This is a genomic window from Streptomyces sp. NPDC029526 (assembly GCF_040637405.1).
Taxonomy (GTDB): Bacteria; Actinomycetota; Actinomycetes; order Streptomycetales; family Streptomycetaceae; genus Streptomyces.
The window spans coordinates 101443-126991 of record NZ_JBEZWE010000012.1; the positions used below are offsets into that span (position 1 = coordinate 101443).

The following is a 25549-nucleotide window of genomic DNA, read 5'->3' on the forward strand; positions in this document are numbered from 1 at the left end:
CGGCCGGGGGCGGGAGGGGACGGCGCTCAGGCCACCGGGCGGCCGTCCCGTACCTGCTGGGAGGGGATCTCGGCGGCCCCCGGCGGTGCGGACACACCGCCCTTGCGGCGCAGCTTCTGCCAGCGCAGCCGGCCGCCGGTGAGCGCGGTGATCCAGGACTGCAGCAGCACGACGTACATCAGCTGCCGGTAGAGGATCTGCTGGAGCGGCAGGGAGAGCAGCGGGGTGAGCTTCTCCTTGTCGAGGACGAACGCGTAGGCCGCGCAGGCCGCCTGGATGGCGAGGACGCCGAACCAGGCCAGGACGGTCTTGCCGGTGGGGCCGAAGACCAGGCCGTAGATGAGGAACACGTCGATCAGCGGGGCCAGCAGCGGTGCCAGCACCATGAACAGCGACACCAGCGGCAGGCCGACCCGGCCGAAGCGGCCCGAGGGTCCCCGTTCGACCAGGGCCCTGCGGTGCTTCCAGATGGCCTGCATGGTGCCGTAGGACCAGCGGTAGCGCTGGGACCACAGCTGCTGCACCGACTCCGGGGCCTCGGTCCAGGCGCGGGCGTTCTCGGCGTAGACCACCTTCCAGCCGTCGCGGTGGATGGCCATCGTGATGTCGGTGTCCTCGGCGAGCGTGTCGTCGCTCATGCCGCCGACCCGCTCCAGCGCCGAGCGGCGGAACGCGCCGACGGCACCGGGGATGGTGGGCATGCACCGCAGGACGTCGTACATCCGGCGGTCGAGGTTGAAGCCCATCACGTACTCGATGTGCTGCCAGGCGCCGATCAGCTTGTCCTTGTTGCCGACCTTGGCGTTGCCGGCGACCGCGCCGACGCGCGGGTCGCCGAAGGGCTGCACGAGTTCGCGCACGGTGGTCGGTTCGAAGACGGTGTCGCCGTCCATCATCACGATGATGTCGTGGCGGGCGTTGGCCACCCCGCGGTTGAGCGCCGCGGGCTTGCCCGCGTTGAGCTGGCGCACCACCCGGACGTTCGGCAGGCCGAGGTTCTCCACGATGCGCGCGGTGCCGTCGCTGGAGCCGTCGTCGATGACGATCACCTCGATGGGGTGGTCGCTCGCCATCAGTGAACGCACCGTGTTCTCGATGCACTTGGCCTCGTTGTACGCCGGGACCAGCACCGACACCGGCTCGGTGACCGGCGGCCCCCAGGCGAAGCCCCTGCGGCGCACCTTGCGGGCGTGCAGGGCGGACAGCAGCAGCATCAGCAGGAACCGGGCGATGACCAGGAAGCCGACGACGGCCAGGCCGACCACCAGCACGCCGGTGATCGAGTCGCTGGCCTGGACGAGGAACACCCAGGCCTTGCCCTTCCACAGGTCCGGGCCGGTCACCGGGCTGTGCGCGCTGGGCGCGTCCAGGGCCTCGGTGAGGTTGTCGAAGGAGTAGCCCCGGTCCTTGAGGTCGGGGAGCATCCGGTCGAGCGCCCGCACCGTCTGCCCGCGGTCGCCGCCGGAGTCGTGCATCAGGACGATGCCGCCCTTGCCGTCCTCGGGCGTGGACCGCCGGATGATCTCCTCGACGCCGGGCTTGCGCCAGTCCTCGCTGTCGTGGGTGTTGACCACGGTGATGTAACCGCGTTCCCCGATGTACTGCGCCACCGGCCAGGACCGGTTGTCCATGGCGCCGGCCTGCGAGGAGTAGGGCGGCCGGAACAGGGAGGTGCGGATGCCGGCCGCGCCGGTGATGGCGAGCTGGGTCTGGGACAGCTCGAAGTCGATGCGGCGGTCCGACTGGAGGGCGAGATCGGGGTGGTTGAAGGTGTGCAGGCCGATCTCGTGGCCCTCGTCGACCATGCGCTGGACGAGGTCCGGGTAGCGGGAGGCCATGGTGCCGGTGACGAAGAAGACGGCGTGCGCGTCGTGCCGCTTCAGCACGTCGAGGACCTGCGGTGTCCACACGGGGTCGGGGCCGTCGTCGAAGGTGAGCACCAGATGGCGGTCGGGCACCTGGAGGGTCTCCGCGCGGCCGCCCCGGGTGTCGATGACCGGGCCTCCGTCGAGGACCTTCTCCGGCACCTGGTCGGAGGCGACCGGGGGCTGGACGCGGTGGTCGGCGAGGATCTCGCTGTGCACGAAGCCGCGCAGCAGCAGCATCGCCATCAGGGCGACGAGGAACAGCAGCGGCAGCAGCAGGCGCAGAGGCAGGCGGCGTCGCCGGGAACCGCCCCGGGCCGCGGCCGCGGTTCCCGGGCGGCGGGTGCGGATGGCCATCAGAGGACGTGCTCCGGGGACGGTGCGGCGGACGGGTCGGACGGGGCCTGCGGGGCGTCGGGGCTCTCCGCGGCCACGACGGGCGGGCCGGCGGGGGCGTCGGCGACGTCGTCGGTGTCCGCGCCGTCGTCCCCGCCACCGCCTGCCGGGTCGGTCGTCACGGGCGGGGGCTCCTCCGCCGGGGTGCTGGCGGGCGGAGGGGCGACCGTGGTCGCGGGCGGGGCCGACGGGGTGGGGTCGGCGGCGCCGTCGGGGGCCGGCTTCGTCGCGCGGCCGGAGGAGCCGGGGACCGGTGCCGTGGTGCGTGCGCCGCCGGCGTCCTGGCGGGCGGTCGCCCCGGGTGCGGGGAGGCTGGCGCCCGGCGTCGGCAGGGTGAGGTCGCCCGCGTCGGGCAGGCCGCCCGGGCCGAGGCTGGCGCCGGAGCCGGGGACACCGTCGGACTCCGCCGCGTCCGGCGAGGTCTCGACCTTCCCGGCGGGCGTGTCCTGCTGCTGGCCCGGGACGGGCAGCCAGGGGGCGTCGGAGTTGCCGGACAGCAGGGTGGCGACGATGACGACGGCGTACCCGGCGCAGGCCAGTCCGACGGTCAGGCCGATCCTGCGGTAGCGGCGCCCGCGCCGGCCGGACTCGTCGACGAAGACGGGCCCGTCCGAGGGCTCCGCCCCGCCGCCCCGGCCGCCGGGGGTCCGGCGCAGCACGCCGTCCGTGAACTGCACGGAGTCGAGCTGGACGGTGACCTCGTGCGGGTCGTGGGTGTGGTCCCCCGGCTCCGCGTCCGTGGCGTCGTCCTCCTGCCAGGGGTCGCGCACCGGGCTCCCGGAGCCGGGCGGCGGGAGGGTGGCGGGCCCGCCGTGGGCACGGCCGGGCGGCGGGACGGTGGCGGCTCCGCCGGGGGCACGACCGAGCGACGGGACGGTGGCGGCTCCGCCAGAGGCACGGCCCGGCGACGGGGCGGTGGCGGCTCCGCCGGAGGCACGGCCGGGCAGCGGGGTCGTCGGCAACGAGGCCGACGAGGGCTTCAGCAGCGAGGGCGCCGGGGTCTTCGACAGGGGCGCCGGGGTCCTCGGCAGCGGGGTCGTGGGCCGTGCGGTGCGCGGGGCCGGCACCCGCAGGGCCGTGGTCCGGTCGTCGCCGGGAGCCCCGGGGCCGCCGGAGACGTCGGACCCGGGGACGTCGGAATCGGAACCGCCCGGAGCGGAGTCCTCGACGTGGGAGTCGTCGACACCCGAGTCGTCGACACCGGAGTCGTCGACACCGGAGTCGTCGGCGGCGGCACCCGGGCCGGGAGCCCCGCGGCCGGCACCGGATGCACCGGACGTCTCGGCAGCTTCAGAGGCTTCGCAGGCTTCGGAGGCTTCGGAGGCGGCGTCACGGCCGGTGCTCAGCACCTTGTCGGCCGGTGACGCACCGTCGGAACGCTCCGGTTGGGCGTCTTCTCGCCAAGCTTTCACGCGCACGCACTTCCCCCCAGGGACAGATCCGGGTGCGCGTTCGACCCGAGCACGCGTCGCGGACCGGGCCCCCACCCGCTCCGAGCGCCCCGTTTATCACACTGTGCTCGGGCGTTGAATGTAGCGCACGCGGAGGTCCTGTGTTCGCCGCGTGGTGATTCGTAGCGGTCGTGAGACAGACCGGGGAAGACACCAGGACAGAGACGGTGGCCGGATTCTTTCGGTCCAGATGTCCCCCGATACCGGACATACCGGGAAGGGACCCGTACTGGAGGACGAGGAGCGACACGAGAGGTGCGAGCGGGCACCGGCAGCGGAGGGGCCGTCCCGCCCGGGACGGCCGGCCGGCGCGGGCGCCGTCGCCAGGGCCGTCCGCCACGCGCCAGGATCCGGCCATGATCCACCGAAGACCGGCCACCCGACACCGGACACAGGTCACATCGCGTCGCGTCACACGTCGGCCGCGCGCACCACCCTCCTGCTGCGGTGCCGGTGGAACGACGAAGGCCCCGCCGCTGACGCGACGGGGCCTTCGCCCACATGGGGCAAGTGGAGATGGCGGGAATCGAACCCGCGTCCAACGGTGCGGAACCAGGGCTTCTCCGTGTGCAGTCGGCTGTGCTTTTCTCGGCCCCGGAGATCACGCCGACAAGTCTCCGACGGGCCCAGTCACTGTGTGATTTCCCTTTTCACCCCGTGACCGGGATCAAGGTTTAGTTCCCTCAATGATGCCAGGATCCGGGTCGGGAACACCCCCGGGCTGACACTCCCTTAGATAGGGGAGCCGCTACTCGCTACCTGGATCAGGCAGCGAGGGCGAGCTCGCCCTGGGAGATGGATCGCTTGGAATTGGCGATTATTTTTTTCGGCCTGTGGTTTACGAGATCATGGCCGCTTCCTCGACACGCTTCCCCTGCTTCGACATCCGCTGTCGAAACCGATCATCCCCATGTTGTTTTTTCAAACCCTCCGAGGAGGGGCCTCGCGCCCTCCATGGGGCGCTGGTGCCATCGTACGTGACCAACGCGGGTCGGTGCCAGCGTATTCCCGCGCAGGCCGGGGCCCGCCGGACTGCCGCACCGACGGGCGCGGTGCCGGCGTCGCGGGCACGCGCCGGACACCGGCCTACGCGCGCTGCTTGCGGCGGACCGCCGAGATCGCCCGCTCGGCCTCGCGGCGGTCCTGCTTCTCCCGCAGCGTCTGGCGCTTGTCGTACTCCTTCTTGCCCTTCGCCAGCGCGATCTCGATCTTCGCGCGGCCGTCCTTGAAGTACAGCGCCAGGGGCACGATGGTGTGCCCCGTCTCCTGGGACTTGGACTCCAGCTTGTCGATCTCCGCGCGGTGCAGCAGCAGCTTCCGCTTGCGGCGTGCGCTGTGGTTGGTCCAGGTGCCCTGGCTGTACTCCGGTACGTGCACGTTGTGCAGCCACGCCTCGTGGTCGCTGAGCTGGACGAAGCCGTCCGCCAGCGACGCCCTGCCCTGACGCAGCGACTTCACCTCGGTACCGGTGAGGACCAGGCCGGCCTCGTAGGTGTCGATGATGTGGTAGTCGTGCCGCGCCTTCTTGTTCTGCGCGATCAGCTTGCGCCCTTTTTCCTTAGCCATAGTGCAGCCATCTTCGCACTGAGCGGGGGGTCGGGGGGAAGCCGTTTACGGGCGGGGCGGGTCCTGGCGGCCGAGGCCCCGCAGCACGGTGGTGGCCCGGTCCAGCGCCGCGTCCTCGGCCTCGACGTCCGGGGTGATGCCGCGGCCGTCGACGCCCCGGCCGGACGGGGTGCGGTAGTGGCCGACGGTCAGTTCGGCGACCGAGCCGTCCGGCAGCCGGCTCGGCATCTGGACGGAGCCCTTGCCGAAGGTGCGGGTGCCCACCACGACCGCCCGCCCGCGGTCCTGCAGGGCACCGGTGAGCAGTTCGGCCGCGCTCATCGTCCCGCCGTCGACGAGGGCGACCAGCGGTCTGCCGGTGTCGCCCCCGTGGTCGGCGTGCAGGGCGCGCTGTTCGCCGTCGACGTCGTAGGTGGCGACCAGGCCGCCGTCGAGGAAGGCGGAGGCGGCGGTGACGGCCTCGGCGACCAGTCCGCCGGAGTTGCCGCGCAGGTCCAGGACGATCCCGGCGTCGGCCGGGGCCTCGCGGACGGCGGTGCGCACCTGCTCCCCCGAGCCCTTGGTGAAGGCGCCGACCGTGACGAGGGTGACCTCGGGGGCCAGCTCCCGCGTGGCGACGGAGTCCCGTGACAGCCGCACCCGGCGCACGGTCTCGCTCCAGGTCCGTCCGGCCCGCTCCAGGCCGAGGCGGACGGTCGTGCCGGCCCGGGCGTCCGTGCCGTCGCCGCGCAGTAAGGAGACGACCTCGGTGACGGGCCGCCCGTCGACCCGGGCGCCGTCGACGCTGCGCAGCCGGTCGCCCGCCCGGATGCCGGCGCGGTCGGCGGGGGTGCCCCCGCCCACCCGGGTCACCTCGATGCGGCCGTCCCGGGCGCGGGCCCACAGGCCGACGCCGGTGTACTGCCCGTCCAGGGTGTCCTCGAACTCCTCGTACTCGCCCGGGGAGTAGACGGCGGCCCAGCGGTCCCCGCTGCGGCTGACGGCGCGCCGCGCGGCCTCCACGGGCGAGGTGCCGTCGGCCACCGCCTCCGCGACCGCCTCGCTCACCTCGGTGTGGTGCCCGGCGGGGAGCGCCGGGCGGGCGCCGTCCGCCGTGGCCTCCGGGTCGACGCCGGGCAGACTGCCGGTGGCGGCACCGGCGACCAGCACGCTCGCGAACACCAGGGTCAGGGCGGCTCCACGACGCGGGCGACGGGGCCGACAGAACAGGTCACGACCTGACATGCCGGTGAGTCTAGGACAAGGTCGAGGGGCGCACGGCCCGTTGGCCGCGCGCCCCTCACGGGGAAGAGTCACACCTTCAGGTACTTGCGCAGCGCGAAGAACGCGGCCACCGCCGGCATCAGGAGACTCGTCGCGAGGATGAGCGGCAGCTTCGTCAACACCGCGTCCCAGCCGATGAAGTTGATCAGGTTCAGCTTCTCCGACAGGGCGAGGCCGTTGTCGATGATGAAGTACCGGCCGACCACCAGGAAGGCGCAGGCGAGCGTGCCGCCGATGAGTCCGGCGACGGCGGCCTCCATGATGAACGGCGCCTGGATGTAGAAGCCCGAGGCGCCGACCAGGCGCATGATGCCGGTCTCGCGCCGCCGGCTGAACGCCGAGACGCGCACCGTGTTGACGATCAGCATCAGCGCCACGACCAGCATCAGCGCCATCACCATGCGGGCGGCCCAGTTCATGCCGTTCAGCAGGCCGAAGAGGTTGTCCAGGATGCCCTTCTGGTCCTGCACGGACTGCACGCCGTCCCGGCCGTCGAAGGCAGTCGCGATGACCTGGTACTTCTCCGGGTCGGTCAGCTTGATGCGGTACGACTCCTGCATCTGGTCCGGCGTCAGCGAGCTGGCCAGCGGGGAGTCGCCGAACTGCTCCTTGTAGTGCTTGTAGGCCTGGTCCTGCGTCTCGTGGGCGACCGTGTCGACGACCGACATCTTCTCCAGGTCGGTCTTGATCTGCTTCTTCTGGTCCTCGGTCACCGCACCCTTGGCGCAGTTGGGGTCGGTCTCCGCGTCGCTCTTGTTGCACAGGAAGATCGAGACGTTGACCTTGTCGTACCAGTAGCCCTTCATCGTGTTGACCTGGTCGCTCATCAGGAGCGAGCCGCCGAACAGGGCGAGCGAGAGGGCGACGGAGACGACGACCGCGAAGGTCATCGTCAGGTTGCGGCGGAGACCGACGCCGATCTCCGACAGAACGAACTGGGCGCGCATGGCGGGTCCTTCAGGCCTTATGGGGGACGCGATCGGGGGTGATCAGTGCTGGTAGCCGTAGACGCCGCGGGCCTGGTCGCGGACGAGGCGGCCCTTCTCCAGCTCGATCACGCGCTTGCGCATCTGGTCCACGATGTTCTGGTCGTGCGTCGCCATCACCACGGTGGTGCCCGTCCGGTTGATGCGGTCGAGCAGCTTCATGATGCCGACGGACGTCTGGGGGTCGAGGTTGCCGGTGGGCTCGTCGCAGATCAGCAGCTTGGGCCGGTTGACGAAGGCCCGGGCGATGGCCACGCGCTGCTGCTCACCGCCGGACAGCTCGCCCGGCATCCGGTCCTCCTTGCCGCCGAGCCCGACCAGGTCGAGGACCTGCGGCACGGACTTGCGGATCTCCCCGCGCGACTTGCCGATGACCTCCTGGGCGAAGGCCACGTTCTCGCCCACCGTCTTGTTGGGCAGCAGGCGGAAGTCCTGGAACACCGTCCCCAGCTGGCGCCGGATCTGCGGCACCTTCCAGTTGGAGACGCGGGCCAGGTCCTTGCCCAGGACGTGCACCTGGCCGTGGCTGGCCCGCTCCTCGCGGAGGATCAGCCGCAGGAAGGTGGACTTTCCGGAGCCGGAGGACCCCACCAGGAACACGAACTCGCCCTTCTCGACCTCCAGGGAGACGTCCCGGAGGGCTGGACGGTTCTGTTTGGGGTAGACCTTGGAGACGTTGTCGAATCGGATCACGGATGCACCACGGGTCGCCGGGGGTAGATGAGCGTGACCTTACGCGAAGCGGAAGGCCGCCCGCAGTCACCGGCCGGGGTTACGCCGCAGTTGCGCCCTATGTGAGGCATGTGCCGCGGCGCGCGGCCTCCCGGCCCCCGGTCTCCCGGCCTCCCGGTCGCCCGGTCTCCGGGCCTCCCGGTCTCCCGGTCTCCGGGCCTTCCGGTCGCCGGAAGGGCGAGCGGGACGCGGCTCCCCGGCGGCACGGACCGCGTGCTCCGCGGCGGCACGGTGGAGCGTCCCCCCGTACCACGGGGTGGGGGTTCCGGGGGCGGGCCGCGCCGATCCCCAGGGGACCTGGCACAGTGGGAGGGGGAACGTTCGCGGCGTCGCGGACGTTGTACGAGTGGGACCGCTGCGAGGAGGCGAGCGCATGACGTACGACCGGCTGGTGTGCGCGAACTGCGCTGCGCCCGTGAACGAGGGCCGGTGCCCGGTGTGCCGCGCGAACCGTGAGCGGCTGCAGCAGGACAGCTTCTTCGCGGGCCTCAACCCCATGATGCTGATCGCCCTGCTGGCGGTGCTGGTGGCGGCGGTGGCCCTGCTGGCGCACGGGACCGCCTGACCACTCCGGCGGCCCCGTGCGCCAGGGGCGACCACGAGACGCACGAGGAGGGGCCCGGAGCGCGCTGCGCTCCGGGCCCCTCCTTCATGTTCCGCGCACGGTGCGTGCGGGTGCCGTCACCGTCAGGCGGCGGCGCCCCCGCGGCCGGTCATCAGACGCGGCAGCACCCGGAAGCCGATACCGCCGGCGATCATCGTGGCGGCGCCGATCACCAGGAAGGTCATCTCGGCGGCACCGGTCTCGGCGAGCTCGTCACCGCTGCCCTGGGCGGAGGTGGCGGGCGCGTCACCGGTGTCGGTCAGGGCCGAGGAGCCCTGGTCCTGGGCGGAGGGGCCGTTGCCCCCGGCCGGGGTGGTGCCGGCGTCGTCGTCGCCCTTGTCGCCGGGAGTGGTCGGCTTCTCGGTGGGCTCCTCGATGGGGTCCTCGTCACCGCCGCCCGGGTTGCCCGGCTCCTCGCCGCCGTCACCACCGCCGGGAATACCCGGCTCCCCGTCACCGCCGCCGGGGTTGCCCGGCTCCTCGTCACCGTCACCGCCGCCGGGGTTGCCCGGCTCGCCGTCACCGCCGCCGGGGTTGCCCGGCTCGCCGTCACCACCGCCAGGGTTACCCGGCTCCCCGCCGTCGTCCTCGCAGGCCGGGTCGGTGCCGACGATGCCGCAGCTCGGGTCGGGCACGATCGGATCGGCCTGAGCGACACCCGCCACCATCAGCGACGCACCCGCGGCGACCACGGCGCCGGCTGCGATGCGTGCGACGCGGACCCGCGTCTTCTTCGTCATACGTGCTACCCCCAGTAGCTGAATCGTCGATGAGGCCGCGCCCGGGGCCGTGATCGACGGGGGTCAACTGCGATGACGCGTCCCCCGGTTCACATGCGCCCCGGAGATGCGCATGCCACCCCGCACCCTTCCGATTTTCCAAAAGAACGTCAAGGCCGTTGCGTACGCGATGTCCCCGTACGTGCGCTTTGCCGAACGAGGAACACGCAAGTGTGACGCAAAAGGTGCTCGTTTCGGACGCCGGAACGACAAATGCCGCCACGAGGGCGGCAGTTGCCATGTCGACAAAGCGCTCAGGGGCGCAGGGTCCTACTTGTCCCGCTGCTTGCGCCAGCGAATCCCGGCCTCCAGGAAACCGTCGATCTCACCGTTGAACACGGACTCGGGGTTACCGACCTCGTGGTCGGTGCGCAGGTCCTTGACCATCTGGTACGGGTGCAGCACGTACGAACGCATCTGGTTGCCCCACGAGTTGCCGCCGTCGCCCTTGAGGGCGTCCATCTTGGCCTGCTCCTCCTGGCGGCGCCGCTCCAGCAGCTTGGCCTGGAGGACGTTCATGGCGGTGGCGCGGTTCTGGATCTGGGACCGCTCGTTCTGGCAGGAGACCACGATGCCGGTGGGGATGTGCGTGATGCGGACCGCGGAGTCGGTGGTGTTCACACCCTGACCGCCGGGTCCGGACGACCGGTAGACGTCCACCCGCAGCTCGGACTCGTCGATGTCGACGTGGTCGGACTGCTCGACGACCGGGAGCACCTCGACGCCCGCGAACGAGGTCTGGCGGCGGCCCTGGTTGTCGAAGGGCGAGATGCGCACCAGGCGGTGGGTGCCCTGCTCGACGGAGAGCGTGCCGTAGGCGTAGGGCGCCTGCACGGCGAAGGTGGTCGACTTGATGCCGGCCTCCTCGGCGTACGACGTCTCGTAGATCTCCGTCTTGTAGCCGTGCTGCTCGGCCCAGCGCAGGTACATCCGCTGCAGCTTCTCGGCGAAGTCGGCCGCGTCGACGCCGCCGGCCTCGGCACGGATGTTGACCAGGGCCTCACGGGCGTCGTACTCGCCGGACAGGAGGGTGCGGACCTCCATCTCGTCCAGCGCCTTGCGGACGGCCTCGAGCTCGGACTCGGCCTCGGCGCGGGTGTCCGGGTCGTTCTCCTCCTCGGCCATCTCGAAGAGCACCCCGAGATCGTCGATCCGGCCGCGCAGCGCCTCCGCCTTCCGGACCTCGGCCTGGAGGTGGGAGAGCTTGCTGGTGATCTTCTGCGCCGCTTCCGGGTCGTCCCACAGGGACGGCGCGGCCGCCTGCTCCTCGAGCACGGCGATATCTGCCCTCATCCGGTCGAGGTCCAGGACGGCCTCGATCGACTCCATGGTCGAGGAGAGGGACTTCAGCTCTTCGGATACATCGACGACTGCCACGCCCTCCAGCGTAACGGTTCCGCCGCCCGGCCCACGCCGGGTCCGGCACGGGCGGGACCACGGCCCGCGGGCGGGCGGAGGGCGCGGATCCCTGGCCGGGGCCGCGGCCTGGGCCGAAGCCCCGGACGGCCCGGGGGCGGCGTGAGGGCGGCGTGAGGGCGGTCTGGCGGCGGTCCGGGGGCGGCTTGGAGGGGCGCGGAGCAGGTACGGGGGCAGCTCGGGGCGGGCCCGGGGAACGGGCCGGAACGGGCCCGGGGAACGGGCCGGAACGGGCCCGGGGAACGTCCTGGGCAACCGTCCGGAGCACCCAGGCAACCGTCCGGAGCAGCCTGGGACCCGACCGCCGGACCGGTGGCGGGGTCCTGCGCGCCCCCGTGGGGCCCGAGTCCGTCAGCCCGCCGTGCGGGACGCCCGGCGGGCTCGGGTCCCGCCGGGGGCCGGGTGGGCGGGCTCGGCGTCGCGGGGCCGTGGAGGGGCTGCGGAAGCGCGGTCAGGGCGTCGAGGGTGCGGAGTTCCGGGTGTCCTGGGGGGTGGTGGTGTCGTCGTCCGCCGTGGCCAGCCAGGCGCCGACCCCGAGGGCGGCGGCGAGCACCACCGCGGCGGCGGCCAGGGTGATCCGGCGGCGTCGGGCGACCGCGCGGTTGCGGGCCGAGCCGGGACGCGGGGCACCGGCCGCCCGGGGTGCGCGGGCGGTGCCGCGGGCGCCGCCGGCCAGTTCGTCAGGGGCCGGGACCCGCATCGACGTGTGCGTGTCGCGGTTGGAGTCGGCGGGCTTGGCACCCGGCACCAGCGGCACCGCTCCCCGGCGGCGCACCGGCTGCCCGGCGGCCGGGGCGGCGGGGGCGGCGTCCTGCGGAACCTCCTCGGCCGGTTCGGTGCCCGGCTCGTCCACGTCCAGCGGGGGCATGCCCGCCAGCAGCGGGAGCAGCTCGCGCAGCCGGGCCCCGAGCTCGGAGGCGCGCAGCCGGGAGGCGGGGGCCTTCGCCAGGCACTGCACCAGCAGCTGCCACAGCTCGTCCGGGATCCCGGGCAGCGGGACGACCGACTCGGTGACGTGCCGGCGCAGCACCGCGCCCGGGTGCCCGCCGCCGAACGGCGTGAAGCCGGCCAGCAGCTCGTACAGGACCGTGGCCAGGGCGTAGATGTCGACGGAGGCGCGCGGCGGCAGGCCCTCCACGATCTCCGGGGCCAGGTAGTCCGGTGTTCCGATGATCTTCGTGGCGCGGGTGCGGCGGGGGGTGTCGATCAGCTTGGCCACGCCGAAGTCGGTCAGCAGGGCGCGGTGCGAACCGCCGGGGCCGAGCGGGCCCTGCATGTCCAGCAGGACGTTCTCCGGCTTGACGTCGCGGTGCACCACCCCGGCGGCGTGCGCTGCCGCCAGCCCGTCGGCGACGTCCGCGACGATCGCCACGGCCGCCTCCGGGGCGAGCCGGCGCTCCCGGTCGAGGCGGGTCCGCAGGTCGGTCCCCCGGACCAGGTCCATGACGAGCGCGAGGTCGTTGCCGTCGACGACCAGATCGCGCACCGAGACCACGTGCGGGTGCTCCAGGCCGAGCAGCGCGGTCCGTTCCTGCACGAACCGTCCGACGAGTTCCTCGTCGGAGGAGAGGTCCTCGCGCAGCAGCTTGATGGCCACCGGCCCCTCGGGCCCCTCACCCAGCCACACCGTGCCGGCGCTGCCCCGCCCGAGGATCTGGTGGGCGGTGTACCGGCTGCCGATCTTCCGTGCCAAGACTGCTCCTACCGACGCGTGTTGTCGCCAAAGCTACGCGTCCGGGGAGGCAACCTTCACGGCGGAGGCGGAAATCACCCGCCGGGTGTCGACAAATCGGCAGGCTCGGCGTGTCGGAAGTGCCCTCGGGGGGCGGCGGCCGGGGGCGAATTCCGGCCGGACGCCCGTCCGCGGTGCACGGGAACGGCCTGATCCGGCGGAGCACCCCGCCCCGGGAGCGTTCCCTTCCCGGCGAAGCGCTCCCGAAGCGCTCCGATCCTCCCGAACGCCCCGTTTCCTCCCGAACACCCCGCTCCCGGAAGCGTCGCTCCCACCGGAGCGCCCCGATCCGCCGGACACCTCGTTCCGCGGCACGGCCGCGTTCGCGGGGTCGGGTGCCGGTGGAGTGCCCGGCCTCGGGGCCGCGGCACGGCCGCGTTCGCGGGATCGGGTGCGGCTGGAGTGCCCGGTCTTCGGGGCCTGTGGCCCCGGACGCCCGTCGGGGACGCCCGTCGGCCGGCGGAACCCACCGGACCGGGCACGGCCGGGAGAGCCTCCCGGCCGGGCCGCACCGCACCCGGCCGCCCAGGACGCTTCCGGCCGGGCCCCTGCGGGGGTCCGCCGCGTCCCGGTCACCTCTCAGGGCTGCCGGTGTCCCGTCAGGGGGTGCCCGTGCCGCCGTCCGACCCGCTGCCCAGGTTCTGGACCCAGTCCGTGGCCGTGCTGAACCAGTCGGTCAGCTGGGCCCAGTAGCCCTTGCCGGTGCCGATCCAGTCCTGCAGCGGGGTCAGCTCCCAGATCAGCCAGCCCGCCACGAAGAAGATGACGAGCGTGAACAGGCAGCCCTTCAGGCAGCCGAGCCCGGGGATGCGCATCGGGTTGGCGCTGCGCTGCCGCTGCCGGGGCTCGCGCGGCGGACGCTGCGGCTCGGGGGCCGGTGCGTACCGCTGCGGCTGCGGCTGCGGCTGGGGCGGGGGCGGCGGCGGGGCGTACTGCTGCGGGCGGTGCTGCTGCGGGTGTCCGTAGCCGGGCCCCTGCTGGGGCTGCGGCCGACGCTGGGGCGGCTGCTGGGGCGGCGGCTGCTGGGGCCGGGCCACCTGCCGCTGGGGGCGGCGGCGCAGCGGGTCCTCGTCGGGGGCCAGGTACTGCACCTGGGTCTGCTCGTTGCGGTCGCGGGCGGCGCGCAGCTGGTTCTGCCAGGGGTGCGGGTCCTCGGGACCGCCGCCCTGCCCGTTGTTGCCGGGCGGGCCGGGGGGCACCGGGGGCATGACCGCCGTGGGGTCCGCCGCGCCGCCGGGGCCCGCGGTGTGCGGCAGGACGCTGGTGGCGCCGTTCGGGTCGTAGGCGCCCGCGGTGTGCGGGAGCACCTGCGTGGGGTCGGAGGCACCGGGGGTGCCGGGCGTGCCCGGCACCGGGGCGGGTGCCGGGTCGGGCATGAGGAGGACGCCGACGTTCTCCGCGGCGCCGATCTGCGCGGAGTTCGCGTGCACCCCGATGCCGTCGGCGACGACCCGCAGGCCGCGGGCCAGGTTCTCGGCGCTGGGCCGCTGGTCCGGGTCCTTGCGCAGGCAGCGCTCGATGACCGTCCACAGCGGGTCGGGGACGGTGGACGGGCGGCGCGGTTCGGCGCTGAGGTGCTGGTGCAGCACCTCCAGGGCGGAGCCGCCGGAGAACGGCGGCCGGCCGGTGACCAGCTCGTACAGCAGGATGCCGGCGCCGTAGATGTCGACCGCCGAGGTCTGCGGACGGCCCTCGGCGGACTCCGGCGCGATGTAGGCGGGCGTGCCGACGAACTCGTGGGTGCGGGTCAGGCCCGGGGAGTCGGCGAGGCGGGCGATGCCGAAGTCGGTCAGCATCGGGTGCATCTCGCCGCCGTCCTGCTTGAGCAGCACGTTGGCGGGCTTCAGGTCGCGGTGCACCACGCCGTCGGCGTGGCTGGCGCCGAGCGCGTCGGCGATCTGGGCAGTCAGCAGCGCGGCGGCGACCGGGGTGAACGGGCCGTTCTCCCGGAGGTAGCGGTGCAGGTCGGGGCCCTCGACGAGGTCCATGACCAGGGCCAGCAGATCGCCCTCGACGACCAGGTCGCGGACCCGGACGATGTTGGGATGGGTCAGCCGCAGCAGCACGTTGCGCTCCCGCAGGAAGCGCATCACGACGTCCGCGTCGTTCGCCAGCTCCTCCTTGAGGACCTTGATCGCGACGGTCTCGCCGGGCTGTCCGGGCACGGCCGCCTCGGCGCCCGCGGTCTCCCGCTGGCGTGCTCGCCAGACGGTGCCCGTGGCGCCGCGTCCCAGCGGCTCCTCGAGCAGGTACTTGCTGCCTACCGGCCGCACGTCATGCTCCCTGCTGCTTGCTTGGCGTACACCGTGGTCCACCGTGCTGCGGAATGTTCCGACCCACTGTAGTGCCGCCACGCGGGGCACCGGCCTGACGACTTCGTCGTCGTCCCTTCCGTGGGCCTTACGCGCCGGGCCCCGCCGGCGTTCGAAGGTTCGGGGGAAAGACGTGCGACGTGGTCCGTTGGTTGCCACGGGCCGGACGTGACCGATCTCAAGTCGGCGCACAACGATCATCCACGCGTCACTGGTCAGGCATTTTTGGGGGCAGAGCCGACCAATCAAGATCATTCGCTGGCGGGGGGCGGGCGCGTTGTCGGTGGCAGGTGCGAGGATGCCGGGAGAACTGGCCGTACGTGCGCGTGTGGCGGTGGGGGAAGTCCGCGGTGGGGGACCGCGGGACCGGCTTTCGTCCTCCCGTGTCGCGAGCGCCCGCGCAGAAGGGACCGCTGACGGCGATGCAGATCCGGCTGACCGTCGTAGACCCGTCGGGATCCTCCTCCCCCGCGCGGGACCGGGCCGCGAGCTGCGACGTGCTGGTGACGGCGCCCGCGGGCACCGCCCTGGCCGCGGTCGCCTCCGCCCTCGCCTCGGCGGTGACGGGCCCCGAGGGCTCCGGTTCCTCGGGCACCCCCGTGCTGTACGCGGGCGGGCACCGGCTGGACGCCCGGCGCTGCACACTCGGCGAGCCGCCGCTGATCGACGGTGCCGTGCTGGCCGTGGGCGCCCCCGGCGAGCCCGAGGCGCACCCCGAGCTGGACGAGGCCCCGACCCGGCTGCACGTCGTCGCCGGTCCGGACGCGGGCGGGGTGCACCTGCTGCACGGTGGTGAGATCCGCGTCGGCCGCTCCGCCGACGCCGACGTACCGCTCGACGACCCGGACGTCTCCCGCCTGCACTGCGCGGTGACCGTGGGGCCCGACGGCCGCGTCCAGGTCGCCGACCTGGGCTCCACCAACGGCACCACCCTGGACGGCCGTCCGGTCGGCCCCCGGCCGGTCCGGCTGGCCCCGGGCGCGCTCCTGCGGGTCGGCGAGTCGAGTCTGAGTCTCACCCCGGCGGCCGGGCCCGGCGCCCGGACCGGGACCACCCCCGACGGCGAGGGCCATGTGCGCGTGCCCGGGCCGCGGTCGCACGGGGACGCCGACGGCACGGCGCCCGCACCCGCCGCCTCCGCACCGACCGCCTCCGTGCCCGCGCAGGCGGCGGGCCCGGGCGGGGAGGGCGCCCCGGGCGGGGCCGCCGGTCCCGCGCCGGTGCCCGACGCGCCGACCGGGCACGGCCGGGGCGGGGCCCACTGGAGCGGCGGTCCCGCGGACCGCGGCCCCGCGGGCGGCCACCGGGAGCCGGCCGGGCCGCCGACGGTGCCGGAGCAGGCCGCGGCGCCGGCCGTCGAGCAGCGGGACACCCGGCGCGCCCCGGGCCCCGGCGGCCGGACCCTGCACGTGGCACCGCGCGGCGAGCTGCCCCGGGTGCCCAAGGGGCGGCGGGTGTCCCGGCCCCGCCCGGCCGACGGCGCCCCGGACGCGGGCCGGCCCGGAGACGGCGCACCGGCCGATGCCCCACGTCCGGAGGGCGGCCGGACCCCGGCCGCCGACGCGGCCCTCCCCTTCCCCGCCCAGCGCGGCAACGACGCGGCCATCCGGCCCGACACCGCCCCCGCCCCGGCGCCGTACGCCACCGGTGACGACGCGGACGGCCCCGGCTCCCCCGCCGCCACCCGCAAGGCCACCCCGCTGCGGGGCACCGACCTCCCCCCGCCCGCCGACGCCCGCAGGCGCGGTGGCCTCGGCGCCTGGGCGCGCCGGCTGGCCGGGAAGCGCCCCGAGCAGCCCGCCCCGGAGGCCGACGACCATGGCGACGCCCCGGACGCCCCCGCACCGGAGGCGGCCACCGCCCCCGCCCGGCCGGACACCTGGCCCGACCCGGCCACCCTGCTGCTGACCGCGCTGGGCCCCGGCCCCCGGCTGTGGGAGCGCGGACCGGACCACCCGGAGGCGCTCGCGGTGCGCCTCGGCACGGCCGACCGGGCGGCACCCGACGGCTCGGGCCTGCTGCCCGCCGTTCCCGTGACGTCCGGCCTGCGCGAGGTGGGCGCCCTCGGCCTGGCCGGTCCGCGCGCGCGGCTCGCCGGGCTGGCGCGCGCGGTCCTCGCCCAGCTCGCCGCACTGCACTCCCCGGACGTGCTGGAGATCGTCCTGATCGCCGCGGACCGCTCCCGCCCGCTGCCGGAGCGCACCGCCGAGTGGGCCTGGCTGGGCTGGCTGCCGCACGTCCGCCCCGGCCACGGGCAGGACTGCCGGCTGCTGCTGGCCCACGACCGGGAACAGGCCACCGCCCGCACCGGGGAACTGCTGCGCCGGCTGGCCGACCACGAGCAGGCGTCCGCGCCCGCAGCCGGGCCCCCGCCCGACCCGGCGCCCGCCGGCCCCGGACGGGCCGCCGACCCCGGACACTCCGCCGGCCGCAGCCCGTCCTGGGCCCGCGGCACCGGCGGCGCGGACGGCCCCGGCCCGTTCACGGTGGTCGTCGTGGACGGCGACCCCGGGGGCGCCGACGTGCGCGAGGCGGTCGCGCGGCTGGCGGTGGAGGGGCCGCGGGCCGGGATCCACCTGGTGTGCCTGGCCGAGGCGCCCGCCGCCTCGCCCACCTCGCCGCTGGGCGAGACGTACGAGGCGGCCTGTGCGGTGGCGCCGGCGTTCCGGGCGTGCGGGGCGGTCGCCCTGCTCTGCGGGGACGTGGCGACCACGCTGCGGCTGCTGCGGGTGGCCGCGACGGCCCCCGGCTCCGTACCCGGCCCGGTCGGGCACGGCACGCTCGCCACGGTCGACGCGGTCTCCCCGGCCTGGGCGGAACGCTTCGCCCGCGCCCTGGCCCCGCTGCGCCCGGACGGCCCGTCCGGCGGGCGGCACACCCGGGTGTCCGCGCCGCTGCCGCAGTCCGCGCGGCTGCTCGACGAGTTGGGCCTGGCCCGGGCCACCCCCGCCTCGCTGATGGCCCGTTGGGCGGACGCCGTCGACGACACGGAGGCGCTCGGCGGGCGGGCCCGAGCCGTGCTGGGCGCCGGGACCCGGGGCCCGGTCGTCGCCGACCTCGCCGCCGACGGCCCGCACCTGCTGGTCGAGGGCCCCTCCGGCAGCGGCCGCACCGAGACGCTGCGCGCCGTCGTCGCCTCGCTGGCCGCCGCGGAGCGCCCCGACCGGCTGGGCATCGTGCTGGTCGACGGCCGGGGCACCGGCGGTGCGGGCGACGGTCCCGTGGACGGCCTCGGGGTGTGCACGGACGTGCCCCACGTCACCACCCACCTCGCGGCCCACGACCCGGTGCGGATGCGGGAGTTCGCCCAGTCCCTGACCGCCGAGCTGAAACGGCGGGCCGAGCTGCTCGGCCGTTCCGACTTCACCGAGTGGCACACCGGGCGGGCGCTGGCGGACCGCATGGTCGCCCAGCGCAACCGCTCCGCGTCCGCCCCCGGCGCCGACCAGGGCGACCTGGACGCCCCGCCCAGCACCACCATCCGGCTGCGGCCGGGAGCGGCCCGGCGCGCGGCGGACGCGGCGCCCCCGCTGCCCCGGCTGGTGGTCGTCGTCGACGACCTGGACGCCCTGGTGTCCCCGGCGCTCGGCTCCCCCGGCCGGCCCGCGGCCGGCTCGGTGCTGCGGGCCCTGGAGGCGGTCGCGCGGGACGGTCACCGCCTCGGCGTGCACCTGGTAGCGGCGACCGCGCCGTGTCCCCGTACGGCGGCGAGCGAACCGGTGAAGCAGGCCTCGCTGCGCGTCTCGCTGGACGCGCCCGCCACGGGCCCGGACCAGCCGGCGCCCGGCCGGGGCCGGCTCACCCGGGCGGACGGCCGGGTGACCTCGCTGCAGGCCGGGCGGGTGACGGGCCGGATCCCGCGGACGGCGACCCTGCGGCCCACCGTGGTCCCGCTGGAGTGGCACCGCATGGGCGACCCCCCGGCCCGCCGCCCGGTCCGGGAACTCGGCAACGGCCCCACCGATCTGGCGCTGCTCGCCAGCGCGTTGGAGCGGGCCGCCCGGGAGGTGGCCGCGTCCCACGTTCCGTCACTTCTGTAACTCCCGTACCAGGCACGGGTGTTGGTCGTCACGACGCGGTCACGATCGTCCGCTTGACACCGGACGCACTCTTGCCACCCTCCGACCCCGGCGGTAGACCGGAGCGCACGGGACACGCTCGGCGTTCGAGGTTGCGAAGAACGGGGCAGTGATGCGCAGGACGAGCAGGATCATCGGCATACGCACGTCGCCCGGAACCCCCACGGCGCCCTCCCGCGCCCGCCGTTCCACGCGGGCGGCGGCTGCCCTGGCGGCGGGGGTGCTCGCGGTCTCGCTCACCGCGTGCGGAGGCGGGGACGACGGCGACGACGAACCGGGCGGCGGCGCCGAGGAGACCGGCTCCACCGTCACCCTCCCGAAGCTGGACGGCGAGAAGCTCGAAGTGGCCGCCGTATGGACCGGCGCCGAGCAGGCCAACTTCAAGAAGGTCCTCGCGGAGTTCGAGAAGCGCACCGGCGCCGAGGTGACGTTCGTGCCCGCCCAGGACCCGATCATCAACTTCCTCGGCTCGAAGATCGCGGGCGGTGCCCCGCCGGACGTGGCGATGCTGCCGCAGCCCGGCGCCATCAAGCAGGCGGTGGAGAAGAAGTGGGCCAAGCCGCTGGGCGCCGAGGCGAAGGCGGAGCTGGCCAAGAACTACTCGCAGGGCTGGCAGGACATCGGCTCGGTCGACGGCGAGCAGTACGGCGTCTACTACAAGGCCGCCAACAAGTCGCTGATCTGGTACAACGCCCAGGTCTTCGAGAACGCGGGCGCGAGCGAGCCCAAGACCTGGGACGAACTGCTCACCACCGCGCAGACGGTGTACGACTCCGGGGTCACCCCGTTCTCGGTCGCCGGGGCGGACGGCTGGACGCTGACCGACTGGTTCGAGAACGTCTACCTCTCGCAGGCCGGCCCCGAGAAGTACGACCAGCTCGCCGCGCACGAGATCAAGTGGACCGACCCGTCCGTGAAGGACGCGCTGACCACCCTGGCGGAGATCTGGGGCAAGAAGGACTACGTCGCGGGCGGCCCGTCCGGCGCGCTGCAGACCGAGTTCCCGGCCTCCGTGACGCAGACGTTCACCGGCGGCGACCAGCCCGCGGCGGGCATGGTCTACGAGGGCGACTTCGTCCAGGTCAACATCGCCGAGACCGAGGCGGAGATCGGCACCGACGCGAAGGTCTTCCCGTTCCCCGCGGTCGGTGACACCGCGCCGGTGGTGTCCGGCGGCGACGCGGCGGTCATCCTGGAGGACTCCGAGGCGGCGCAGGCGCTGGCGACCTTCCTGGCCTCCCCGGACGCGGCGAGCATCCAGGCGAAGCTGGGCGGCTACCTCTCGCCGAACAAGAACGTGCCCAACTCGGCCTACCCCAACGACGTACAGCGCCGTACGGCCCAGGCGCTCGTCGACGCCGGCGACGACTTCCGCTTCGACATGTCCGACCAGGCACCGCAGGCGTTCGGCGGCACGCCCGGCAAGGGCGAGTGGAAGGCGCTGCAGGACTTCCTGAAGGACCCCTCCGACATCGCCGGCACCCAACGGCAGCTGGAGGCCGACGCGGCCGCGGCGTACGGGAACTGATCCGGCATGACGTCGGTCAGGACGGCGGGGGCGTCCGGTGCGGCCCCCGCCGCCGCCCCCAGGTCGCGCAGGAGCGTCACCGGCACCCGCAGGACCGTCGCGGCGCTGTTCCTGCTGCCCGCGCTGGTCCTGCTCGGCGCGCTCGTGGTCTACCCGATCGGGTACTCCGTCGTCCGCAGCTTCTACGACCAGTCCGGTGACGCCTTCGCCGGACTCGACAACTACCGGGCGCTGTTCACCGACGACGGCATCCGCACGGCGCTGAAGAACAACGTGATCTGGGTGGTGTTCGCCCCGACGGTCGCCACCGCCCTCGGCCTGGTCTTCGCGGTGCTGACCGAACGGATCCGCTGGGGCACGGCGTTCAAGCTGGTCGTCTTCATGCCGATGGCCATCTCGATGCTGGCCGCCGGAATCATCTTCCGCCTGGTGTACGACCAGGAGCCGGACAAGGGCGTCGCCAACGCGGTGTGGGTCGGGGTGCACGACACCTTCGCCCAGTCCTCCGCGTTCCCCAAGGCGCACCCGGGCCGCGAGTCGCCGCTGGAACCGGCCGGCGGGGGCGCGTTCGTCACCACGGCGACGGTGAGCCCGGGCGACGTCGTCGCCCTGCCGCTGGTGGGCGTGGCCCCCGACATGATGCCGGACGACGCCGTCAGGGCGGTGGCGGCGACGCCGGACCCGGACCGGATCACCGGGACGACCTGGCAGGACTTCACCCGGGGCAAGGGCGTCGGCACCCTCAACGAGGTCGACGCCTCGGAGCTGGGCTACCCGGGGATGCGGATCGAGGCGGTCAGGGACGGCGAGGTGGTGGAGAGCACCACGGCCGCCGCCGACGGCACCTTCTCGCTGTCCGCGAAGGCCGACGGCGCACACCTGCGGCTGCCCGCGAGCAACTTCGCGGCGCCCTACAACGGCCTGGACTGGCTCGGCCCGGCGCTGGTCACCCCGTCGATCATCGGCGCGTACATCTGGATGTGGGCCGGTTTCGCGATGGTGCTGATCGCCGCCGGGCTCGCCGGGATGCCGCGGGAGCTGCTGGAGGCCGCCCGGGTCGACGGCGCCAACGAGTGGCAGGTGTTCCGGCGGATCACGGTGCCGATGCTGGCGCCCGTCCTCGCGGTGGTGGTCGTCACCCTGATGATCAACGTGCTGAAGGTCTTCGACCTGGTCTTCATCATCGCGCCCGGCTCCTCCCAGGACGACGCCAACGTCCTGGCCCTGGAGCTGTACCGCCAGGGCTTCTCCGCCGACCAGCCCGGGATCGCCAGCGCCATCGCGGTGTTCCTGCTGCTGCTGGTGATCCCGGTGATGTGGTTCAACGTCCGCAGACTGCGGCGGGAGGTCAGGCGATGACCGTGAAGGCCGACCCTCCGGTGGCGGCGTCCCCCGCACCGGAACCCGCCCGCGCGGCCAGGGAGCCACTGGGGTCCCGGCTCGCCCGGTGGGTGAGCGGCGGGGTGGTGCGGGTCTTCCTGATCGTGGTGGGACTGTTCTGGCTGGTGCCCACCGTCGGGCTGCTGCTGGCCAGTCTGCGCACCCCCCGGGACATGGCCTCCAGCGGCTGGTGGACGGTGTTCACCGAGCCCTCCCAGCTCACCTTCGGCGCCTACGAGACGCTGCTGAGGAACGACGACATCACCGACTCCCTGCTCAACACGGTGCTGATCACGGTGCCCGCGACCCTGCTGGTCGTCGTCATCGGCGCCCTGGCGGGCTACGCCTTCGCCTGGATGGAGTTCCCGGGCCGGGACTGGTGGTTCCTCGCCGTGGTGGGACTGCTGGTGGTGCCGGTCCAGGTGGCGCTGATCCCGATCGCCGAACTCTTCGGCCGCATCGGCGTCTTCGGCTCGGTGATCGGCGTGATCCTGTTCCACGTCGGCTTCGGCCTGCCGTTCGCGGTGTTCCTGCTGCGGAACTTCTTCGCGGAGATCCCCCGGGAGCTGCTGGAGGCGGCCCGGCTGGACGGCGCCGGTGAACTGCGCCTGTTCGCCCGGGTGGTGATGCCGCTCGCCGGTCCGGCGGTGGCCTCGCTCGGCATCTTCCAGTTCCTGTGGGTGTGGAACGACCTGCTGGTGGCGCTGATCTTCTCCGACTCGGGGAGCCAGCCGATCACGGTCGCCCTGCAGACGCAGGTCCGGCAGTTCGGCAACAACATCGACGTGCTGGCCCCGGGCGCGTTCATCTCGATGGCCATCCCGCTGGTGGTGTTCTTCGCCTTCCAGCGGCAGTTCGTCTCCGGGGTGATGGCGGGCGCAGTCAAGTAGCGCACGCGGCGACGATCCGGGGGGCGGACCGCCGAAGGTCCGCCCCTTCGGGTGAGCGGATTCCCCCGGATGCCGCAGCGGGCAGTAACCACATCGGCCCAATGCCCGTTCCCGGGCCGAACGTCCGCAGCGACCGTTGGATGGCCCGTGCCCAGGTTCAGTGTCATTGTCCCCGCGTACCAGGTCCAGGCGTACCTCTCCGAGTGCCTGGATTCGGTGCTGTCCCAGTCGTACCCGGATCTCGAACTGATCGCGGTCGACGACGCCTCGCCCGACGCGTGCGGCGCCCTGATCGACGCGTTCGCCGCCCGCGACCCGCGCGTGAGGGCCGTGCACCTGCCGCGGAACACCGGCCCCGGCCCCGCCCGCAACGCCGGGATCGAGCGCTCCACGGGCGACTACCTGCTGTTCCTCGACGGCGACGACACCCTCGCCCCGGAGGCGCTGCTCGCGCTCGCCGACCGGCTGAAGGAGACCGAGGAGCCGGACGTCCTGGTCTACGGCCACGCGCGCACGCACTGGTCCGGCCAGGCCCCCGTCGGCCGGGCCGCCGCCGGACCGCTCACCGAGTGCGGTCCGGCCCCGTTCCGGCTCGCGGACCGGCCGGCGCTGCTGAACCTGCCGGCGGTGGCCTGGGACAAGGCGTACCGGAGGGAGTTCGTCGAGCGGGAGGGTTTCGCGTTCCCGCCCGGCCTGCACCAGGACGCGCCGTGGACGTACCCGGTGCTGATGACGGCCCGGACGGTCGCCACCCTGGACCGGGTGTGCGTGCGCCACCGGCAGCGGCGCGTCGGCGGCCTGATGCGCACCGCCGGTGAACGGCACTTCGACGTGTTCGACCAGTACGACCGGGTCTTCGCGTTCCTCGACGAGCGGCCGGACCTGGCGCGCTGGCGGCCGGTGCTGTTCCGCCGCATGGTCGACCACCTGACGGCCGTCTACGCGCACCGCGACCGGCTGCCGCGGGGCGCGCGGGGCACGTTCCTGCGCCGGGCGCGCTCCCACTACCGCCGCCACCGCACGCCCGGCGCGTCCGTCCCCGCCGGGGCCCGCGTGCGCCACGCCGTGATCCGTCTCGGCCTGCGCCGCACCCACGCGGCCCTGCGGCTGGCCTCGGCCCTGCGGCGCGGTACGGCGCGGCGCACCGGACGGCTGCTGCGCGCGCTGCGCGGCGCGGCCCTGCGGGTGCACTACCGCACCCAGCGGCTGCTCCCGCTGCGCACCGACCTGGCGGTGTTCAGCTCCGGGGACGGGCACGGGCACGGCGGCGACCCGGGCGCGCTGGAGTCCGCGTTCCGCTCCCTGGCGCCGCACATCCGCACCGCCTGGGTCTCCCGGCCCGAGCACCTGCACACCGTCCCGCCGGGCGCGCGCCGCCTGGGGCCGGGCACCGCCGCGTACTGGACGGCCCTGGCCCGCGCCGCCCACCTGGTGAGCGACACCGCCTTCGACCCGCGCCTGGTCAAGCGCAAGGGCCAGGTCCTGGTGCAGACGCGGCAGGGCACGCCGTTCGCCCGTACCGGCCTGGACCTGGCGGAGCGCCCGGCGGCGGCCTCCGGGGCCGCCCTCGCGGCGCTGCTGCGGGACGCCGGCCGGTGGGACTACCTGGTCTCCGCCGACCTGCACTCCACGCTCACCCACGAGCGGACGCTCCCGGGCGGCTACACCGTGCTGGAGTACGGCCGGCCGCGCGCCGACCGCCTCCACACGGCGACCGCGGCGGACGTGGCCCGGCTGCGGGACGCGCTCGGCGTCCCGGACGGCGCGGTGGCGCTCCTGTACGCGCCCGCCGACCGCGACTACCGCCGCACGCAGGTGCCGCTGCTGGACCTGGAGCGCCTGGCCCGCCGGCTCGGTCCGCGCTTCGTGATCCTGGACCGCTCCCCCGCCGGCCACGACGCCCCGCCACTCGCCGCCACCGGCCGGGTGCTGGACGTCTCCGGGCACCCGCACGTCGAGTCGCTCTGCCTGGCCTCGGACGTGCTGGTGACCGACTACGCGCCGCTGATGGCCGACTACGCCGGGCTGGACCGCCCGATCGTGCTGCACCTGCCCGACCGGGAGGCGTTCGAGGCCACCCGGGGGACCGTCCTCGACCCGTGCGCGTTCCCGCCCGGCGCGGTGGCGCGCAGCGCGGACGAACTGGCCGACATCTTCGCCACCGGCCACTGGCGCGGCTCCCGTTCGGACGAGCTGCGGGCCGCGTTCCGGGCCCGGTTCTGCCCGCACGACGACGGCCACGCCGCCGAACGCGTGGTGCGGCGGGTGCTGTTCGGCGAGGACGGACTGCCGGTGGTCGTGCCGCCCGGGGAGCGCCGCCCGGCGCCGTCGCCGTCCGCCGCGCGCTCCGCCACCCCGCTCACCACGGTGCCCGCGCCCGCCCCGGCCGGGGACGTGTCGGTGCCGGAGCCCCGGCCCGGCCTGCTGGTGGCCGCCGCCGACCGCGGCTGACCGCCCCGCGACGAGCCGCCGTGCGCCCGGCCCCACCCGGCCGGCCCCGGGCCGCCCGCACCCCGGCGGCCCACGGGGCGTCCGGGCCGGTCCGCCGCCCCGGCGGCGGGGGCTCCCCT

The 25549-nt window shown here is 74.4% G+C and carries 16 protein-coding genes and 1 other RNA gene; 6 read left to right on the forward strand and 11 right to left on the reverse strand.

The features are described from left to right. Positions 1-26 precede the first annotated feature (26 nt). The 7 genes from AB0F01_RS23255 to ftsE form a co-directional block, all read right to left on the reverse strand. The gene (locus tag AB0F01_RS23255; protein WP_362098922.1) at positions 27-2222 is read right to left on the reverse strand and encodes a glycosyltransferase; all 2196 of its coding nucleotides are present in this window, start codon (positions 2220-2222) and stop codon (positions 27-29) included. Beyond that, a complete protein-coding gene (locus AB0F01_RS23260; RefSeq protein ID WP_362098925.1) occupies positions 2222-3673 on the reverse strand; it encodes a hypothetical protein in 1452 nt (483 codons plus the stop codon). The genes AB0F01_RS23255 and AB0F01_RS23260 overlap by 1 nt, the downstream gene beginning before the upstream one ends. A gap of 547 nt (positions 3674-4220) precedes the next feature. After that, positions 4221-4622: a transfer-messenger RNA gene (ssrA, locus tag AB0F01_RS23265) on the reverse strand. A gap of 176 nt (positions 4623-4798) precedes the next feature. Continuing rightward, a complete protein-coding gene (gene smpB / locus AB0F01_RS23270) occupies positions 4799-5278 on the reverse strand; it encodes an SsrA-binding protein SmpB (protein WP_362098928.1) in 480 nt (159 codons plus the stop codon). 45 nt (positions 5279-5323) lie between these two features. Beyond that, entirely contained in the window at positions 5324-6502 is a 1179-nt protein-coding gene (locus tag AB0F01_RS23275) for a S41 family peptidase (protein ID WP_362098931.1), read from the reverse strand. A 68-nt stretch (positions 6503-6570) separates the two neighbouring features. After that, a complete protein-coding gene (gene ftsX, locus AB0F01_RS23280; RefSeq protein WP_362098934.1) occupies positions 6571-7488 on the reverse strand; it encodes a permease-like cell division protein FtsX in 918 nt (305 codons plus the stop codon). Between the two features lie 42 nt (positions 7489-7530). After that, positions 7531-8220, reverse strand: a complete 690-nt coding sequence (gene ftsE / locus AB0F01_RS23285; RefSeq protein WP_164333262.1) for a cell division ATP-binding protein FtsE — start codon at positions 8218-8220, stop codon at positions 7531-7533. Positions 8221-8632: 412 nt separating this feature from the next. Between ftsE and AB0F01_RS23290 the strand changes: the two genes are divergently transcribed. Beyond that, on the forward strand, positions 8633-8824 hold the full coding sequence (locus AB0F01_RS23290) for a hypothetical protein (RefSeq protein WP_362098937.1): 192 nt from the start codon (positions 8633-8635) through the stop codon (positions 8822-8824). A gap of 122 nt (positions 8825-8946) precedes the next feature. Here AB0F01_RS23290 and AB0F01_RS23295 read toward each other — a convergent pair whose 3' ends face one another. The 4 genes from AB0F01_RS23295 to AB0F01_RS23310 form a co-directional block, all read right to left on the reverse strand. After that, positions 8947-9603: an LPXTG cell wall anchor domain-containing protein gene (locus AB0F01_RS23295; protein ID WP_362098940.1), complete on the reverse strand. Its 657-nt coding sequence runs from the start codon at positions 9601-9603 to the stop codon at positions 8947-8949. A gap of 309 nt (positions 9604-9912) precedes the next feature. Beyond that, entirely contained in the window at positions 9913-11019 is a 1107-nt protein-coding gene (prfB, locus tag AB0F01_RS23300; protein WP_362098943.1) for a peptide chain release factor 2, read from the reverse strand. Positions 11020-11509: 490 nt separating this feature from the next. Beyond that, complete coding sequence (locus tag AB0F01_RS23305) at positions 11510-12751, reverse strand: serine/threonine-protein kinase (RefSeq protein WP_362098945.1); 1242 nt, start codon at positions 12749-12751, stop codon at positions 11510-11512. A 638-nt stretch (positions 12752-13389) separates the two neighbouring features. After that, entirely contained in the window at positions 13390-15063 is a 1674-nt protein-coding gene (locus tag AB0F01_RS23310; protein WP_362098948.1) for a serine/threonine-protein kinase, read from the reverse strand. Positions 15064-15524: 461 nt separating this feature from the next. On the opposite strand from AB0F01_RS23310, the gene AB0F01_RS23315 reads away from it, so the two are divergent. The 5 genes from AB0F01_RS23315 (at position 15525) to AB0F01_RS23335 (ending at position 25430) form a co-directional block, all read left to right on the forward strand. Next, on the forward strand, positions 15525-19142 hold the full coding sequence (locus tag AB0F01_RS23315) for an FHA domain-containing protein (RefSeq protein ID WP_362099032.1): 3618 nt from the start codon (positions 15525-15527) through the stop codon (positions 19140-19142). Positions 19143-19293: 151 nt separating this feature from the next. Further along, complete coding sequence (locus tag AB0F01_RS23320; RefSeq protein ID WP_362098951.1) at positions 19294-20709, forward strand: ABC transporter substrate-binding protein; 1416 nt, start codon at positions 19294-19296, stop codon at positions 20707-20709. 6 nt (positions 20710-20715) lie between these two features. Further along, positions 20716-22068 (forward strand): sugar ABC transporter permease, encoded by a 1353-nt coding sequence (locus AB0F01_RS23325; protein WP_362098954.1) that lies wholly within the window; start codon positions 20716-20718, stop codon positions 22066-22068. Then, on the forward strand, positions 22065-22979 hold the full coding sequence (locus AB0F01_RS23330) for a carbohydrate ABC transporter permease (RefSeq protein WP_362098957.1): 915 nt from the start codon (positions 22065-22067) through the stop codon (positions 22977-22979). Before AB0F01_RS23325 ends, AB0F01_RS23330 begins: the two co-directional genes overlap by 4 nt. A 147-nt stretch (positions 22980-23126) precedes the next feature. After that, positions 23127-25430, forward strand: a complete 2304-nt coding sequence (locus AB0F01_RS23335; RefSeq protein WP_362098961.1) for a CDP-glycerol glycerophosphotransferase family protein — start codon at positions 23127-23129, stop codon at positions 25428-25430. The last annotated feature ends 119 nt before the right edge of the window (positions 25431-25549 follow it).

What these genes read in the sequence shown, in the direction of transcription:
- AB0F01_RS23290 (WP_362098937.1), top strand. Translation starts at nt 8,633, where the DNA reads ATGACGTACGACCGGCTGGTGTGCGCGAACTGCGCTGCGCCCGTGAAC.
- AB0F01_RS23330 (WP_362098957.1), top strand. Translation starts at nt 22,065, where the DNA reads ATGACCGTGAAGGCCGACCCTCCGGTGGCGGCGTCCCCCGCACCGGAA.
- smpB (WP_362098928.1), bottom strand. Translation starts at nt 5,278, where the DNA reads ATGGCTAAGGAAAAAGGGCGCAAGCTGATCGCGCAGAACAAGAAGGCG.
- AB0F01_RS23275 (WP_362098931.1), bottom strand. Translation starts at nt 6,502, where the DNA reads ATGTCAGGTCGTGACCTGTTCTGTCGGCCCCGTCGCCCGCGTCGTGGA.
- AB0F01_RS23325 (WP_362098954.1), top strand. Translation starts at nt 20,716, where the DNA reads ATGACGTCGGTCAGGACGGCGGGGGCGTCCGGTGCGGCCCCCGCCGCC.
- ftsX (WP_362098934.1), bottom strand. Translation starts at nt 7,488, where the DNA reads ATGCGCGCCCAGTTCGTTCTGTCGGAGATCGGCGTCGGTCTCCGCCGC.
- AB0F01_RS23255 (WP_362098922.1), bottom strand. Translation starts at nt 2,222, where the DNA reads ATGGCCATCCGCACCCGCCGCCCGGGAACCGCGGCCGCGGCCCGGGGC.
- AB0F01_RS23295 (WP_362098940.1), bottom strand. Translation starts at nt 9,603, where the DNA reads ATGACGAAGAAGACGCGGGTCCGCGTCGCACGCATCGCAGCCGGCGCC.
- AB0F01_RS23320 (WP_362098951.1), top strand. Translation starts at nt 19,294, where the DNA reads ATGCGCAGGACGAGCAGGATCATCGGCATACGCACGTCGCCCGGAACC.
- AB0F01_RS23315 (WP_362099032.1), top strand. Translation starts at nt 15,525, where the DNA reads ATGCAGATCCGGCTGACCGTCGTAGACCCGTCGGGATCCTCCTCCCCC.